This window comes from Vibrio sp. MM46 (assembly GCF_027587135.1).
Classification (GTDB): Bacteria; Pseudomonadota; Gammaproteobacteria; order Enterobacterales; family Vibrionaceae; genus Vibrio; species Vibrio harveyi.
The window spans coordinates 65,383-81,436 of sequence record NZ_JAPPTO010000001.1; the positions used below are offsets into that span (position 1 = coordinate 65,383).

Annotated in this window: 16 protein-coding genes; 14 read left to right on the forward strand and 2 right to left on the reverse strand. The window is 44.5% G+C overall.

Going from position 1 to position 16,054, the window contains the following annotated elements; genetic code table 11:
- Positions 1 to 124: 124 nt before the first annotated feature.
- The 5 genes from OH459_RS00265 (at position 125) to OH459_RS00285 (ending at position 4,522) form a co-directional block, all read left to right on the forward strand.
- On the forward strand, positions 125 to 835 hold the full coding sequence (locus tag OH459_RS00265) for an HAD family hydrolase (RefSeq protein ID WP_269984615.1): 711 nt from the start codon (positions 125 to 127) through the stop codon (positions 833 to 835).
- Between the two features lie 155 nt (positions 836 to 990).
- Positions 991 to 1,308, forward strand: coding sequence for a DUF4144 family protein (locus tag OH459_RS00270; RefSeq protein WP_110414962.1), 318 nt, complete (start codon positions 991 to 993; stop codon positions 1,306 to 1,308).
- A gap of 139 nt (positions 1,309 to 1,447) precedes the next feature.
- Positions 1,448 to 2,176, forward strand: a complete 729-nt coding sequence (locus tag OH459_RS00275; RefSeq protein ID WP_152163924.1) for a class I SAM-dependent methyltransferase — start codon at positions 1,448 to 1,450, stop codon at positions 2,174 to 2,176.
- 62 nt (positions 2,177 to 2,238) lie between these two features.
- Entirely contained in the window at positions 2,239 to 3,489 is a 1,251-nt protein-coding gene (locus OH459_RS00280) for a hypothetical protein (protein ID WP_269984616.1), read from the forward strand.
- Between the two features lie 94 nt (positions 3,490 to 3,583).
- On the forward strand, positions 3,584 to 4,522 hold the full coding sequence (locus OH459_RS00285; RefSeq protein WP_269984617.1) for a LysR family transcriptional regulator: 939 nt from the start codon (positions 3,584 to 3,586) through the stop codon (positions 4,520 to 4,522).
- 35 nt (positions 4,523 to 4,557) lie between these two features.
- On the opposite strand, the gene OH459_RS00290 is transcribed toward OH459_RS00285, so the two are convergent.
- Positions 4,558 to 5,004, reverse strand: a complete 447-nt coding sequence (locus tag OH459_RS00290) for a hypothetical protein (protein ID WP_005447343.1) — start codon at positions 5,002 to 5,004, stop codon at positions 4,558 to 4,560.
- 363 nt (positions 5,005 to 5,367) lie between these two features.
- Here OH459_RS00290 and OH459_RS00295 point away from each other — a divergent pair, with 363 nt between their 5' ends.
- The 6 genes from OH459_RS00295 (at position 5,368) to OH459_RS00320 (ending at position 13,721) form a co-directional block, all read left to right on the forward strand.
- Positions 5,368 to 5,859: a VOC family protein gene (locus OH459_RS00295; RefSeq protein WP_005428296.1), complete on the forward strand. Its 492-nt coding sequence runs from the start codon at positions 5,368 to 5,370 to the stop codon at positions 5,857 to 5,859.
- 218 nt (positions 5,860 to 6,077) lie between these two features.
- Positions 6,078 to 7,748 carry an ATP-binding cassette domain-containing protein gene (locus OH459_RS00300; protein ID WP_269984618.1) on the forward strand — a complete coding sequence of 557 codons (1,671 nt, stop codon included), beginning with the start codon at positions 6,078 to 6,080 and terminating at the stop codon, positions 7,746 to 7,748.
- A complete protein-coding gene (locus OH459_RS00305; protein ID WP_269984619.1) occupies positions 7,741 to 9,429 on the forward strand; it encodes an ABC transporter ATP-binding protein in 1,689 nt (562 codons plus the stop codon). The genes OH459_RS00300 and OH459_RS00305 overlap by 8 nt, the downstream gene beginning before the upstream one ends.
- A 51-nt stretch (positions 9,430 to 9,480) precedes the next feature.
- A complete protein-coding gene (locus tag OH459_RS00310) occupies positions 9,481 to 11,454 on the forward strand; it encodes a TonB-dependent receptor (protein WP_269984620.1) in 1,974 nt (657 codons plus the stop codon).
- Positions 11,454 to 12,701, forward strand: a complete 1,248-nt coding sequence (locus OH459_RS00315) for an MFS transporter (protein WP_050932809.1) — start codon at positions 11,454 to 11,456, stop codon at positions 12,699 to 12,701. Before OH459_RS00310 ends, OH459_RS00315 begins: the two co-directional genes overlap by 1 nt.
- Positions 12,702 to 12,854: 153 nt before the next feature.
- Entirely contained in the window at positions 12,855 to 13,721 is an 867-nt protein-coding gene (locus OH459_RS00320; RefSeq protein ID WP_009695980.1) for a helix-turn-helix transcriptional regulator, read from the forward strand.
- A 236-nt stretch (positions 13,722 to 13,957) separates the two neighbouring features.
- On the opposite strand, the gene OH459_RS00325 is transcribed toward OH459_RS00320, so the two are convergent.
- Entirely contained in the window at positions 13,958 to 14,419 is a 462-nt protein-coding gene (locus tag OH459_RS00325) for an ecotin family protein (protein ID WP_256901787.1), read from the reverse strand.
- 210 nt (positions 14,420 to 14,629) lie between these two features.
- Between OH459_RS00325 and OH459_RS00330 the strand changes: the two genes are divergently transcribed.
- The 3 genes from OH459_RS00330 (at position 14,630) to OH459_RS00340 (ending at position 16,040) form a co-directional block, all read left to right on the forward strand.
- Entirely contained in the window at positions 14,630 to 15,226 is a 597-nt protein-coding gene (locus tag OH459_RS00330) for a LysE/ArgO family amino acid transporter (protein ID WP_009701836.1), read from the forward strand.
- Positions 15,227 to 15,265: 39 nt separating this feature from the next.
- Positions 15,266 to 15,685, forward strand: a complete 420-nt coding sequence (locus OH459_RS00335; RefSeq protein WP_188014483.1) for a VOC family protein — start codon at positions 15,266 to 15,268, stop codon at positions 15,683 to 15,685.
- Positions 15,686 to 15,788: 103 nt separating this feature from the next.
- Positions 15,789 to 16,040: a TIGR03643 family protein gene (locus OH459_RS00340; RefSeq protein ID WP_005447331.1), complete on the forward strand. Its 252-nt coding sequence runs from the start codon at positions 15,789 to 15,791 to the stop codon at positions 16,038 to 16,040.
- The last annotated feature ends 14 nt before the right edge of the window (positions 16,041 to 16,054 follow it).

Below are 16,054 nucleotides of genomic sequence, written 5' to 3' on the forward strand. Positions count from 1 at the left end.
TTTTCCCTCCTTTCCGAGCGATTCAAAGCAAGCTTATGAAAACATGAGCAAGATCTGATTATCTCCCCCCTAAGACTGGCAAGATTTAAAGCTACTCACCCTCTGCTGTATCAAAAGGTTTTGCATGAAGTTAGACGCTGTATTGTGGGATTACGATGGCACCCTAGTAAATTCTGTTCCGAAAAATATCGACATCACCAAAGCGATATTGTCCGTTGTAGCGCCGCACCTGACCGGGGATAACTTACCGAAATACCTACGCAGTGAAGCGGATTATCATCATGCCAATCACGCAGCGAAAAACTGGCAAGAACTGTACGTAAACTACTATGGTATGTCCCAAGACGAAATGCTCATAGCCGGCACCATGTGGGCAGAGCACCAAGAACAAAACCAAACACCAGTGGATCTATTCAATGGTATTGCCAATGTGGTGAATGCGTTCGCGCACCTGCCACACGGAGTCTGCTCTCAGAACTCGCAATCCAACATTCGTAACGTACTTCGCGCCAACCAAATCAATACACCGTTTAAAGCCGTCGTGGGCTACGATGACGTGTCCAATGGACATCAGAAGCCGGATCCTTTTGGTGGCATCAAATGCATTGAATCCATCTTTGGGCACACGGATAAACAGTTGCTGATGTACATTGGTGACCACGAAGCGGACACGCTTTTTGCACGCAATATCGAGCAACATTTAGGTAGCAACTGCAAAGTGATTGCCGTAGCAGCAGCGTACAGTGGCGCTCAACCGCAGCACTGGAACGCCCAGCCAGATTATGTGGCACATCAAGTAGACGACTTAATCGACATCATTGGTAAGTACGCTTAGCCTCAACATGCACAACACTGAAAACCCGAAAACCATCTCGAAGACAGAAAGCCTTTTGCTCTCTTAAGGCTTTGTGTATCGTACATGCCTTGTGCTGGCTTAATTGGCTCACGCACAACTTCAGACCATTCACACTCAATACCTAAGGTAACGCAATGATCACATGGCCTTGTTTACTTAAACTCGATGGTGACGATGAACTGGTGTATTTGGCTTCACCAAAGCAGCTAAATGCAGAATGCCAAGCCTTGATTTGGGGTCAGGATGACATAGTGATTGATACGCAAGGTCATTGCTACGCATTGCAAACTGGCTTTGACAACTCGGTAGAATTAAGCCTTTTGCCACAAACACTGAATGTGCAGCAAGTGACAGAGCTGATTCAAAAACACGAATTTAGCAAAGCACAACGTTGCATCATCAAAATCCATTTTGTGTCGGTCCAGCAAGCGATTGAAGCGTTGGCTGATTAACAATTACGCCCTTGTTTTTATGCTGAGATAAAAACATAAGCACCTGAATTTCGATACTTTCTCATTTTGAGACTCATAATCACTAAAAACAGCGGAGTGATTCTTGCTACATCAATCTTTTGGCTTTGAGGAAAATGACATGCAAGACAAAGTTCGCCAACTGGATGCGCAGCAAACCACCTCATTTGACACGGAATACATCGATAAAGGCATGTTTGAAGTACTAACCAAACAACTCAACATGCTCTATCCTACCCAGCAACCTTTTCACCTACTCGATGTAGGTGGCGGGAATGGAATGTATGCAGATAAGATTTTGAATCATTATCCCAATGCTCAAGTCACGCTTATCGAGCCAGAAGCGTCACTCATCGCCAAAAACCGTCCCAACCCAAACAAACATCTGGTCTGCCACCTTTTCCAAGATGCTGCGCTTGAAAGCAGTTTTGATATCATCCAGTTCAACTGGGTCTTGCATCACTTTGTTACCGACACCTATCAGTCCACCAAGCAAGTACAGCAAGAGGCTCTTCATTGTGCCTACCGGCATTTAACCCCAGGAGGGCTGATTGTCATGTTTGAAAACTTCTACGAAGGGCTTTTAGTGAACAATTTACCCAGTTCACTGATTTATCGATCTACCTCATCCAAGCTACTAGCACCACTCACTCAACGACTAGGTGCGAACACTGCGGGCGTTGGTGTCTGCTTCCATAGTCGTACTACTTGGCACGATATGATCATTGAAGCGGGCTTTAAAACCGTCTTGCACGTTCCCTTCTATGCCTTTGGCAATTTGAGTAGTCTCAAGACCAAAGCGTTGCATTTGCGAAAACAAAATGTGGGATTATTGATTGGTAAAAAGTAGCTAATCCGCTATTAAAATTTGTTAATCTGGCACGATGAAACGTGTGAATAGTGAAGCCGCTTATGAACAAGGTCGTATTGGTATTTGGTGGATTGGGGAGCGCCAAATCGTCTGTGGTGGGTTTGTATAAGAACCTTCTGCACACCTTAAGTTCTCGCTTTGATGTCGTCGCCATTGACCCTGCAGTTCAACATCCCAAGTCCTGTACATCGCAGTTTCAATTCCCTTACTCCGCTCGCTACGCCGATCTTGATGCGTTTTTACAAGCTCATTCACACACTGACGTTGCTGCCACCTTCGTTCTAACACCGGTCGGCACACATCTTTCCATCATTGAACAAGTGAGTAACGCCCTCGACATTCAAAGCCTGTTGTTTGTGGTTGAGAAACCGTCCTTCTCTTTAGCTGAAATCGACACAGGCTTTAACCAAGTCATCCCTGAGCTTAAACGTCGCGGAGCACAGTTTTACTTTATTGATACCGCTTTGGTTTCCCCTTCGTTGGAAGCACTCTTTGCCGATTCATCTATCGCGCTACCTAGCTCTGCCCCGCGGAAGATCATCGCGATTGCAGCCGACAACCCTATCGACAATGATGAAGCGATCCAAGACTTTCGTTTTGAAAACCGAATTGCGTTACTCAACACCAGAAAGCTACTTAACTTAGCCACCAGCGGCGGCGGAGGTTATGGCTTTGATATGGGCATCCATGCGATTGCTGGGCTAGTTCGCTACCTGCATAAATCCGGCATAGGAGACTCGCAAGTTGAACTAAAACAGATCCGTGCCGAACGTATTAACGAATCGCAATTGGAGTACACACAAGGCGCTGAAACCCATCTCTATATCGAAGGCGAACTCACGTCTCCGGAGGGCAATATTGAAGTCGTGATTGAGGCAGGAAAAGCGGGTGATATTTGGGACAGACGGTTGGAACTGCACTACACAGACCGCGTCATCGCAATTGGCTTTGGCACACTCAAGCATCCTCCTTATCTTTGGGAGAGAAGCCCCAATGGCATCAAGAGCACCACATTTGATGTTTCTGGCTCAGGTTATGCAATGCACTTTAACGACATCCTATGCGCGCTTGGTTTTGACGCAGAGCCTTTGCTCTCACAACAAGAAAGCGAAGCCTTGATGTCACAATCGATGAACTTGCTGCGCTGCGTATTTGACGCCATCGGCGATACCCATCAAGTTCGCGAACAAAACATTGCAGTGGTTGATAAACACATACCCAAATACCTATCGGAAGCAGAGCTAGAGATTAGGAAAGAGCTCAGTCAATACCTCAACAGTTTGATTCATTAAATGGGCAACGAGTCAGTATTTCTGGCTCAATTCAATTAAGTGATATAGTTTCTATTCATACCCTTCAATTTGTAAGTTGAATGATAGGAATATCATGATAAATCTATCCCACTTAATCAAAAATGATATGAACCTGCTGATTTGTCTGTACGTTTTACTGCAAGAACGCAGCGTGAGCAGAACCGCAGAAAAGCTATTCTTATCTCAATCGGCCGTCAGTAAACAACTTACTAAATTGCGCCAGGAGTTTGATGACCCCTTATTCGAGCGAGAATCCAAAGGTTTATTGCCGACCCCAAAAGCGTTGGCATTGGAGAGCAAACTGCAACAAATCCTGATGCAAATTGATCAGCTTCGTGAACCAGAAGAATTTGACCCAGAACGCTCGACTCGCGTTTTTAGTATCGATCTTATCGAAACCGCTTACTCCACAATTTACCCACGTTTTCTGCCTCAGGCGTTATCCAGTGCACCGAACATCACCATCAAAAGTGCCGATTGGAGCCACAGTAGTATTACTCGATTACAGAGAAGAGAGATCGATTTTGGTGTGGGTATCTTTGAGTTTGATGATCGTTCGAAAACCCATGTCGACACCATCCCTGACACACTGAATTACGCAGAACTGATGCGCGATACTTCGGCATGTATATTAAGAAAAGGACACCCAGCATCAGAGGAAGAATGGAACCTCGACGCTTTCTTGAAGTACCGCCATATACAAGTCATCACAGGAGGCGTGTCTAGCTGGCTATTGCACGAGGTGCTCGACACAAAACGACTGCGCATTGATAACGCCGTCAACATGTCCGACATTTCCAGCGCGGTAAAACTGTGTGAAAAAAGCGACTTGGTACTGACCTACCCCTACAAAAGCATCCGCGAGTTCGAAGGTAAATCAGACATTGTGATCAAGCCGCTCCCGATAGAGATGGAGCCCGGTGGGTTCTTTCTACTTTGGAACAAGCAACTCGACAACGACCCAAGCCATAAATGGTTAAGAGAGCTAATCGTCAGTCAGTCTTACGCTTAATCTCAGAGCCTGTTACCAAAGTAGAAAATGCAAAGCTATGAGTTGATGTACTTTAGATGAACATTCAAGCGCCAAAAGTAGAGTGCTTGCAAAGCGATAACAGAGAATGTCGAAAGTAATTCAATAATAAAATAATGTTGATCGCCAAAATCAAAAGACACGATAGCCATCCCAACAAGCACAGATAAAGCGACAAACCTAAAAGACAAAGGGATAGATAAAGCGATAGAGCGAAGAATGTAGGTTTTACCATCTCTATTGTTCGTTCTATACGTGACACCTACCCCCAAAATTGACACGACTAAGATACCGATAGCCTCGGTTATCATAGCTTCATTGCTTGCATACGGTGCCAAGATCATCAAGTACGGGGTTACCGTATAAAAGATTAAGAATATTAAAGCGTATTTAATCCAATCACTGTCTGGCACTTTGTTGTCTCTTAGCTCCTCAGACAGCTTTGATGTTTTCCAAATGTACAAATCCTTATTCCTTTTTATGTAAGCTTAGATTAAAGGCTCCCCTAAAACCCTAACTACCAACGTTCAAAAACAACCAGTCAATATCAATAAAAACAGATAATTAGCATCAATTTCGACCTTAAGTTTACCTCACAGAACCATTCACGATCGATATAAAACAACCTAAAAAGTAAAGAAATTTATAAGATAACTATTTGATAAGCTCGCGGAATACATTTGTTTATTCTTCTTTTTACCCATCAATAACAAAAAATTATTATTATAAAAATTATTGATAATTTCATGTAATCAGAAATTCTCCATATACTCTCCTCCATCGAAACGAAACACGAACTAATCATCACAGTTTTTTGGAGCAGAATTATGAAAATGAATCACGTAGGCATCATGGTTGGCGATATGGACAAAGCAGTAGAGTTCTACACTAAAGCGCTTGGTCTTCGCATCGTAATGAACAACACAAAAGTTATCGAAGAGCGCGAATCAGCAATCGGTCGTATGTGTATCGCCGTATTCGGTGAAGGCTTCAAAGGCTTCAACATCGCTCACCTAGTGACATCTGACGGCATCGGTGTAGAGCTGTTTGAAATGAAAGAGCGTCAAGAGCGTCACGAAGTAGACTTCTCTCGTCTAGGCATCTTCCACTTCTGTCTACAAGTAGCGAAAGAACAGTTCCCACAAACAATCAAACGTATTGAAGAGTTTGGTGGTAAAGCTCGCATGGACATCATGCGCTACCACCCAGAAGACGACAGCAAACAAGCTCAAATGATCTACATGGAAGACCCGTTTGGTAACTTGTTCGAGCTTTACTCACACACTTACGAAGAGACTTACGCGTCTGATTACGAATAATTAAACGTCTAAGAATGAAAAAGGACTGGCACTAAGCCAGTCTTTTTTTTGCAATAAAATCAGTTCATTAAGCTCAACCAATCTATATTTCTTCTTTTTTAACTCCCACGTTAATATTGCTAGCACATAAAGATTCCCGATATTCGCTTTCTATTTCCCGATATTGCTATTGTTAAAATAACGCTTAGATGAGAATACCTCCCATTAAGGAGTCATCTATGCATCTAACGGACAAGATGAGCGTCACTCAAGCACTCATCTCATTATTAAAAACGGAAAAAAAACGCATCACTTATACCGGTGTTAGCGCTGTGTTGTGTGTGTTCGCAGAACTCGCCACTTGGATTTGCTTATACACCGCATTGAGCAAATACCTAAATACCCAAAGTCTCTATTTCTACTTAGCCCTTATGACTATTGCAGTCTGTGTGCGCTATTTTTTCTATACGATTTCGGTATGGCAGGCGCACCTTGCTGCTTATCAAATTATTCAGACCATTAGGCAGAAGCTCGTTCGTGCTCTGTCCGAAATGCCAACCGCTAAACTGATGCAATACCATCGTGGAGATATAGAAAAACGACTCAGCGACGATTGTCAAAGCCTTGAACCTCTTATTGCTCATCATACGACCGATATTATTACTGGTACTTTACTTCCGTTTGTTTTGCTTGGTTTTATGGTCAGCATCGACTGGCAACTAGGCTTAATCGCATTAAGTCCTCTCCCCCTCGCTGTAATTGCCCAAACAGTCATGATGCGTGGCTTTTCAGATAGACAAAAAAAGTACAATCAAGTCGTTGCGAATATGCACAAAGCGCAACTAGAGTTTTTGCGTAGCATCGGCGTGATGAAACTATTCGGCGTTGACGCGGACTCTTACCGCCAGTTAAGCAATAACATGACTAAGCACCACAAGCTGGTTAACGCTTATACCAATCAAATGGTTGGGGCATGGGTCACCTTTACTACCTTAGCTCAGGCGTCTTTGGTTCTTGTTATTCCATTCGCCATCGTCAAATTGACCCAAGGTTCATTAAGTCCGGTCGAGCTCGCGATGATCGTGATTCTTTGTGCCGGCATCCTTAAACCATGGTTGGATCTAACACAGATATTTGGGCAAGTGCAGCAGTCCTTTTCTTCTCTAGAGCGAATACTACCTCTGTTCTCAGCAACATCGGAGCAACATTTCAAATCCATTGCAACGCCTTATGTCGAGCTTTGTTGTGAAAACTTAGCAGTCAAACGTGACTCACTCAATATCGTCAGTGGACTGAACCTTCAGTTATCTCATGGCGAGTGCATCGTAATTCAAGGCGCATCAGGCTCAGGGAAAAGTAGTCTACTGGCAACGCTCTACGGAGAATTAGCAACATACGAAGGCGATTGGTTTATTAACCAAAAAGCCGTGTCTTCGATGTCCGATAGAGAACGAAGCCAATTTATCTCAGTTGTCGACCAACACCCTGTTTTCTTCAGCGCATCAATACGCGAAAACTTAGTCTTAGGAGATCGATTGATACACGACTCCGTGATTATCAAACTCCTAGATATGCTTGGACTTTCTGCACTTATCGAACAGCTTCCGAATGGTTTGTATTCCAGTATGGATGAAACCGAACGCAATTTTAGTGGAGGGGAACTACAGCGGTTAGCCATCGCTCGCGCCATGCTAGTACGCCCTGCCATTCTGGTTTTAGATGAAGCGACTTTTCATCTAGATAAGGTAACGGAAAATCGTGTTCTAGAAGCAATACGTCAACATGCACCGCAGCAAATCCAATTGGTCATCAGTCATGGCTCACAAGCATTAACTATCGCTAACCGAGCGTTTTCATTATCACACGGGCAGCTTAAACAAATTCATCTTGAGGAGACCGTCTGTGCGTAACATTCTCAAGCTACTCGATCACGCCGATATCAATCCAAAAACGTTTTTGGTTGGCATCGCTGGCAAAGTGTTCAGTGAGATTCTGCCATTATTTTGTTGGCTGCTGATATTCGGAGCCCTTACCCAAACATGGTTACTTTCTCTTGAAGCCCTATTCGCAGTTTCACTTATCACGGTTGTCGTTCAGTGGCGGTTAGGACAATCCGCCAAACAGAGCTTCTTAGGCGCTTATGACATTACTCACCAACTGAGAAAAGTGCTACTACATGACATTCGTAGCCAACCGTTTTCCAAGATCACAGGGCAAGGTCTGGGAGAGCGCATTAAGCTAATCACTCGTGATTTAAAAGCATTCGAAGACATTTTTAGTCACCTAATTGCTGACTTGATCGCAGCTTTGGTGGTTCCGTTCGCGATGCTTTGTGTACTGCTATTTTGCTCACCTTACCTAGCCTCACTTATGCTGATTGTTATGGTGATCGCGAGCTTATTGCTGTGGAAATTCGAAGATAACTTTTCCAAACAAGCACAACGCCATGTCGATAAAAACGCTTCTTGCACCAACAAACTGCTCGAATACATAGCTTGTTTACCAACGCTAAAACGCTTTGGTCGCAGTGAAGTATTAGCGACTCCACTTAATCAAGAATTAGTAGACTTGCGCAAAACAGGGTTAGGGGTTGAATGGGCTGGTGGAATTGGCGTCATTTTAGCAAGCTTGTTACTTGAGCTTTCTATTCCGATGGTTGCGGCGCTCGGCGCTTACTTAACGAGCTTGGGCAGCCTTACGCTCGGGGAGTGGTTAGTTTCAATCATTGCTGCCGTCGCTTGTATCCGACCATTTGTACGCATGACTATGTTCTCTACGTTACTCAGATACATGGCTAAATCTGCCGATCGTCTATATGCCCTAAGCCAAGAGCCGCAACAACCTGTGCATGGTGTTCAAGCACATCAACACGATATCGAATTCAAAGCGGTTGAGTTAACTCTGGATGGCAACACCATTCTTAAAGACATCAATTTGCAGGTTCCATATGGGCAACATATCGCGCTCATCGGTACCAGTGGAGCGGGAAAAACCACCTTGTTAGATTTACTTGCTGCATTCCACATCCCCACTCATGGAGCGGTAAAAATTGGTGGTTGCACGGTAGAAGCAACAGGGACAATGCACTGGTACCAGCACATCTCCTACGTGACCCAAAATGTGCAATTGTTCGCTGGGACGCTAAAAGAAAACTTGCTCATCGCCAAAAAAGACGCGAGCACCGAAGAGTTAGAAACTGCAATCACTACCGCAGGACTTGATGAGCTGATCGCTCGCTTGCCACAAGGACTAAACACAGAAATAAACGAGAATGGCAAGGATTTATCGGGTGGAGAACGTCAACGCTTGTCCCTCGCAAGAGCGTTGCTTCATGATGCGCCCATTGTGCTGCTTGATGAGTTTACATCCGCACTCGACCAACCCAAACAACGGGAAATACTGCATAGCATTACCGAGTGTTTTGCCTCTAAAACCATGATCACAGTAGCGCATCGATTGGACACCATTGCTGATGCAGATTGCATCTATTTGATGAACCACGGTCGCATTGAGGATTTTGGATCGCACGACCAATTAATCGCAACCTCTTCCCACTACCAGTCTCTGTGGGAAGCTCAACATAACAATTAAAAATTCAGCGCTGTGAGTAGTGCTAACTTATTCAGATTCAAGGAAAACAGTATGTACAAGATTTCTTCGCCGCGCACCGTCATTGCGAGCGCTATCTTCACAATTTTGGGTACTTCATACTCCTATGCCGAAGAGACACCACCAGCAATGGAAGTGGTTATCGTTGAAGCAACCAAGTTCGATACTCCTTTATCGCAAGTGAACAATTCAGTTGTGGTCAAAACGGGAGAAGAACTCGAAAAAGCAGGCATTTATCAGGTCAAAGATCTGGAGATGGTATTCCCTGGACTGCTTATACAAACTCGCGGGAACCGAACTTACGCCAACACCACTGTTCGTGGGATTAGTTCACCTGACTACTATTCGCCAACCGTGAGCATTTATGTTGATGGCGTCCTGCAAGATAACGCTTTTGTCACTCAACCACTGATTAACGTGGAAAAAATCGAATTGCTGCGCGGTCCGCAAGGCACACTTTACGGTGGGAACGCGCAAGGAGGTGTCATTAACATCGTGACTCGTCGTGAAACTGACGCCACCGAAGTTAAAGCTTCTGCTTTATATTCTAATTTGAGTCAGCAAGTTGATGCTGTCGCCGCTACCCGTTTATCTGACTCCATTTCAGCGGATATTGCAGCTAGATATGTCTACGATGAAGGTGATATTAAACACGCCACCAGCGGGAAAAAAGACGCAAACGATGCAGATGAGCAAGCATTAAAAGTTCGCTTTCACTACTTACCAAATGACTCAAAACTTAGCGCAACCCTATCAGTCGCCGCAGATAAGCTCGACAGCCATGAGGAGTGGTACCTCACTGAGAGTGAACATGACTCTGGTGTAAAAGACGCACCAATCCCCAAACTTAAGCGAGACGTTAATACTTTCGCGCTGAATCTTGGTTACGATTTAGATTCCTCTCAAATCACAAGTATCACCGCTTATCAAACACGCGAGATAGACCGCGAATATGTCTATGGCTACTACCAAGAAGATCAAAACAAGTTCAGCCAAGAGCTACGTCTAAACCAACAATACAACGATCGTTTTAGCTACGTAGTTGGCGGCTACTTGGAATATCGCCGTTTGGACGTTTCAGCCAACAACGCACGAAATAAATTGGACTATGACACGTACGCATTGTTTGGGCAGGCAAACTACCAGTTTGCACCACAATGGGATGTCACTCTTGGCGTCCGAGCTTCATACCTAAAAGTAAACTCTGACTTCAACGGTAACCCGGCATGGTTTATCAATCCTTATAACAAGGAACAGACAGAATCGACGGTTTCACCAAAAGCTGCAATTGGTTGGCAAGCAAATGAAGACACTCGACTTTACGCTTCCATAACCAGCGGTTACCGACCGGGAGGCTACAACATTGTTCCTCTGAGCAATGCAGATGCAAGCGGTTATGACGCGGAAAAATCACTGAATGGCGAGCTAGGCTGGCGCACAAACTTTGCGAATCAAAAAATCGATTTTAGTGGCGCATTGTACTGGATTAAAACGGATGATATTCAACTATATACCGGTACTCCAGGGCATCAAACTCTTAAAAATATGGGTGAGGCTCTGAGTAAAGGTATCGAAGCTGAGTTCGCTTTCTACCCAACCGATGATCTGACCATCACTGCTGCCGGGACTTTTGGACGTTCAACATTTGAATCAAACAACAGCACCTTTGAAGGGAATCGACTGCCTTACGCGCCAGACACCACGGCAACGTTGGGCTTTAACTATTACCTACCAGTAACAGGAATCAAAGGCGACATTTCGATCAACTCTCAAGCTCGTTATAACTCTAAAATCTACTTTAACGAAGCTAACTCACTATCACAAAGTGCGTACACTCTCGTCGATCTATCCATTAACTACGACTACAGCGAAGCTCTATCTATCTCGCTCTTTAGCAACAATATTACTGACAAAGACTACACCACTTACGCATTCTCTTATGGTCAGACATACAGCAATTACGGTACAGGTAGAGAAGTTGGTGTGAAAGCGAAGTACGAGTGGTAATGAAACCTATGGTTAGCGCTCAAGGAATCAAACTCAAACCATTGCTCGCCGTTCTGGCGAGCGTTTATACCATCCAAAGCTTAGTCAGTATGTTCACACTTCAAGGCTTGCCAGCGATAATGCGACATGAGGGCATAGATACCTCCCAAATAGGGTTGTTCTACCTTGCAATGCTTCCTTGGGTCGCTAAATTTTTGTGGTCACCTTGGATCGAACGGCAACGCAAAAAGGGAGCGAGTTTACAAAATCACGCCATCATTATTTTTGGTTCTCAGCTAGTTTTAATTGCCATACTCGTTGCGCTTTGCGTCATTGGAACGATCGAGAATCGAATGACCCTGTTTGCTGGTGTTTTGGTTATCAGCTTATTTTCCAGCTTCGCTGATATCGCTACAGACGGTCTGGCGATTGACCAGTTGGAGGCAAAAAGAAGATACCTAGGCAACGTCATGCAAGTTGGTGGTTCGTATCTAGGGGCTGTTTTTGGCGGTGGATTATTTATCTATGCGACTTCATTGCTCGATTGGCAAACCGCATTATTCGGTCTGGCTCTTCTGACTTTATTATTCAGTATGCCAACGCTTTGTTTATTCTGGAATCACGGCGCCAATCAGAAAAGCGTGCCAACAGCTCGTACTCCCTCCCTTAAAGCTGCATTTTCTAACCCTGAAGTAAGGATTGGACTGCTCCTTGTGACCGTATCGCAACTCGGAACGAGAGGGGCATTATCAATGATGATGCCTTTCTTAGTCGACAGCGGTATACAGCTAGAAAACTTGGGTCTTTTGGTTGCCGGAGGGGGAGTGATTACCGGTTTAATTGGCGTAGTGCTAGGTGGCTGGTTAATCAAAAAAAGTCGATCACTCAATGTGTTACTACTAATGATGGTCTTTGAAGTTGTGTTTTTTAGCTTCTATTTAGCATACGACTTAAATATTGCTGAGCAGGGATGGTTAATCGCGGGTATCTTTGTCGTTAATGGCATCATTACGTCGGCTAAATTTGTTGCGCTTTATACTCTAATGATGGGGTTTGCCTCCGGACATCAGTCAGGTGTGAACTTCTCTCTTTTCCAATCGATGGATATGTTCATTGCAATCGTGATGGCTATCATTTGCGGGGCACTGATCGGCGCTTTCGGGTATTCAGTACATTTTATGTTAATGATCGCTTTTAGCCTCGTCGCTATCTTCATAATCCCAGTCTTAAAACCAAATGAGAAGGCGAACCTCATCTCACAAACCTAACCAAGCCCTGTCGTTAAAGAAGCTCTAGGTATATCCAGAGCTTCTTTCTCTGTGAACTCGACTTAGTTCAACAATCTCTACAAATGATATCTATTATCATTTATATTAATTGCTCAGGGAGATGCTCACGAGAAAACGACGAAGGCTGAAACAATGAGTAATATCGTGAAGAGCTTAAACTTAGTAGGCGGCGTAGATGGAACGTTTGATGTTGTTGCTCTCGATGATGGTGTGAATGCCTACATCGTTAACTGTACAGCAACAACGGACATTCAGTTCAATGATCCGGCAGACGCGGGGTTCTATATCAGCTTTGCTGGTATTAACCACGCCTACAGCCCAAAATACCCTGATTACCCTGCAGCATCTTTTGCTTCTCGATGCATAGCATCCCTTTTGCCGAAGCCTGAACCTGTAAACCCTATTGAGCTAGGAGAAGGAGGTCGAATTGAGAACATTCGAATTCATTTCCCATTACACCATAGCTTGACTAAAAATCTTCTTCCTCAAAATAGGGGCTCATCATTTAAGCCTTTCGATCTTTATGAAACAGGTTGGCAAATGCCACTTACAGGAGAGATTCTTAACGTTGCCAAATCGATTTGGAACAATGACTTCCAAGGTATAGCCCGAACTGTATGGCTAAGAGGAAAAATCTTAGAGCTGCTTGCGTTACTCATGGTGCACAAAGAGCCTAAGTCTCTCGCCGAGCAAGCGTGCGACCTCATTGCAACGCAGCCCCATATTGATTGGAACATACCGGGCTTATCTAAAGAACTCGCAACTAATGAATGTTATCTAAAGCAATCCTTTAGAGAGCAGTTCAATATGGGCGTCGCAAGCTGGATCCAAGCTTATCGCATCAGCCTTGCCAAAGAACGTTTAGCCAACCCTAATGAGTCCATCACCAAAATCGCCTTAGACTTAGGCTATCAAAGTGGTAGCTATTTTTCGAAGGTATTCAAACAGCACACCGGACTTACGCCCAAAACATTTCGCAGCCGCTCTCCAAAACAGTAATCGGTGTCGCACAGCGACGAAAAAGCGTGATATAGAAAAAAGGCTTGGTACTGAACCAAGCCTTTCACTTATTAAATGACTTGTTGAGGCGGGGTGCGCTTTGAGATACCTCTTTGACAGCCAAGATGGCTTCATCACCTTTGATATGAATATTCAGGCGCAAAGTGCAGACGACGAACAACCCGCTAATCCTAACAAGCCACTATAAGTCAGAGCGGCTTTGCTAGGCTTCAAGATCACTCTTCAGGAGCCCATACGCGGATATCGACATCCAAATCAGCGGGAGCGTAAACCACGACTGGTAGCTTGCTGTTGTAACGGTACAAATCACGAGTCGGCATTTGCACGAACGTTTCGACCTTCTCCATATCTTCAGGACAAGCCATTAACGTTGAGATAACACCACCCGCTGAAGAATCAACTTGATAGTAGGTATAACCCCAACCTTCCAATGTATGCTCCGTCACAGAGCCGCCTAAAGATACGCGGTTACAATCTGTTTCCATCATTTTACCAACCACCAACTCTACACGCTTATCTGCTTCGTTGTTTGCTGGGTCTACATAGAAAACATGTTTTGTCATGCTCTCCATTTCTGGAAACATCTCTGCTGATGGGCGAGATACATCATTTGCTGAATTCATTGCAGAACATCCGCTCAGTGCCATAGCACCGGCAGCTAACCAAACTGCTTTCATCGTTTTTTCCTTTTTCATATGGACATGCATATTGTAACTGGGAACACCAAATTAGTGTAAATATGCGATGCAAATTGCTCACGGCTCTCACAATTACGACGTATCCCCCTATCGAACAGTTCTGGCAAGTCTCTAATCTGGACCTTGCAGCGATTTGGCGACAAGGTTATGGTTTAAAACCTGATTTGGTCACAATTCAAGGAAGAGAAAATGACCACCTATCTTGCTGGTTTTACGCTGGGCATTTCCTTAATTCTGGCTATTGGGGCGCAAAATGCCTTCGTTTTAAAACAAGGCATCAAACAGCATCATGTATTCTTAGTGTGCTTCTTATGCGCCTTGTCTGATGCCATTTTAATTTCTCTTGGTGTCGCGGGTTTCGGTTACTTGGTAACTCAGTTTCCTTTGATCGAGACAATTGCACGTTACGCTGGCGCAGCATTCTTAACTTGGTACGGCATCAGTAGCCTACGCTCTGCATTCACACAAAAACACATAATGAACCCTGAAGGTGATGCCTCAAAAAGTGCATGGCAGACAGCACTGATTTGCTTGGCATTCACATGGTTAAACCCGCATGTTTATCTTGATACAGTGGTGTTGCTGGGCTCTATTTCCACTCAATATGAACCACATAAATGGCAGTTTGCGATAGGCGCTGTTTGCGCCTCTTTCGTATTCTTTTTCAGCCTAGGCTATGGCGCAAAACTGCTTATCCCGATCTTCAAACATGCGCGTTCTTGGCAGATTTTGGAATTCATCATTGGCTTTGTCATGCTGGCTCTGGCGATCAGCTTGCTGGTTTAGTGCGTATACTTTTCTCATCATGGAAAAAAGGGCAACGTCATGGCAAATCCGAGAAATCCGATTGAAGTAAAAGCGCTCGACCACGTGGTACTAAGAACAGACAATCTCGGCGCGATGCTGCACTTTTACCGAGATATATTAGGATGCCCAATAGAGCGTGAATTACCAGACTTGGGGTTAACTCAGCTTCGTGCAGGAATGGCGATCATTGATTTGGTGACGGTCGATAGCGAACTCGGAAAGCTAGGTGGAAAATCGCCCAATCAAAACGGTCGTAACCTTGACCACTTTTGCGTGCAAATTGCCCCTTTCGAGGAAAAAGAACTGCTGTCTTACTTACGCCAAAACAATGTGCATGTTGCAGAGTTTGCTGAAAGATATGGTGCCCAAGGCTTCGGGCGCTCTGTCTACTTGGAAGATCCAGAAGGCAATGTGGTCGAGCTGAAACCACAGAAATAATGCACCAGAAAACCACCCATTTTCGACCAGAAACATCCCTAAATGAATCCCAATCGCTGCGCGTTACGTATGTGTGTATCCAACAGCAGAACAGGATTAACGAATGACCTTTAGCGATGACATGCTATCAAGAATTATTGAAATGGCATGGGAAGATAGAACCCCGTTTGAAGCCATCCAACATCAATTTGGTTTGGACGAGAAAGGGGTTATTAACTTAATGCGCCACCACTTACAACCGAGCAGTTTTAAGCTTTGGCGACACCGAGTCTCCGGCAGGAAAACCAAACACCTAAAACTGCGCTCTCCAGAAGTGAAGCGTGGCTATTGCCCAACACAGTACAAACAACGTTGAGTCTCTCTTAAATT

Excerpts from the sequence above, each read along its gene's own strand:
- OH459_RS00265 (WP_269984615.1), top strand. The coding sequence starts at position 125 with ATGAAGTTAGACGCTGTATTGTGGGATTACGATGGCACCCTAGTAAAT.
- OH459_RS00270 (WP_110414962.1), top strand. The coding sequence starts at position 991 with ATGATCACATGGCCTTGTTTACTTAAACTCGATGGTGACGATGAACTG.
- OH459_RS00275 (WP_152163924.1), top strand. The coding sequence starts at position 1,448 with ATGCAAGACAAAGTTCGCCAACTGGATGCGCAGCAAACCACCTCATTT.
- OH459_RS00280 (WP_269984616.1), top strand. The coding sequence starts at position 2,239 with ATGAACAAGGTCGTATTGGTATTTGGTGGATTGGGGAGCGCCAAATCG.
- OH459_RS00285 (WP_269984617.1), top strand. The coding sequence starts at position 3,584 with ATGATAAATCTATCCCACTTAATCAAAAATGATATGAACCTGCTGATT.
- OH459_RS00295 (WP_005428296.1), top strand. The coding sequence starts at position 5,368 with ATGAAAATGAATCACGTAGGCATCATGGTTGGCGATATGGACAAAGCA.
- OH459_RS00300 (WP_269984618.1), top strand. The coding sequence starts at position 6,078 with ATGCATCTAACGGACAAGATGAGCGTCACTCAAGCACTCATCTCATTA.
- OH459_RS00310 (WP_269984620.1), top strand. The coding sequence starts at position 9,481 with ATGTACAAGATTTCTTCGCCGCGCACCGTCATTGCGAGCGCTATCTTC.
- OH459_RS00315 (WP_050932809.1), top strand. The coding sequence starts at position 11,454 with ATGAAACCTATGGTTAGCGCTCAAGGAATCAAACTCAAACCATTGCTC.
- OH459_RS00320 (WP_009695980.1), top strand. The coding sequence starts at position 12,855 with ATGAGTAATATCGTGAAGAGCTTAAACTTAGTAGGCGGCGTAGATGGA.
- OH459_RS00325 (WP_256901787.1), bottom strand. The coding sequence starts at position 14,419 with ATGAAAGCAGTTTGGTTAGCTGCCGGTGCTATGGCACTGAGCGGATGT.
- OH459_RS00330 (WP_009701836.1), top strand. The coding sequence starts at position 14,630 with ATGACCACCTATCTTGCTGGTTTTACGCTGGGCATTTCCTTAATTCTG.
- OH459_RS00335 (WP_188014483.1), top strand. The coding sequence starts at position 15,266 with ATGGCAAATCCGAGAAATCCGATTGAAGTAAAAGCGCTCGACCACGTG.
- OH459_RS00340 (WP_005447331.1), top strand. The coding sequence starts at position 15,789 with ATGACCTTTAGCGATGACATGCTATCAAGAATTATTGAAATGGCATGG.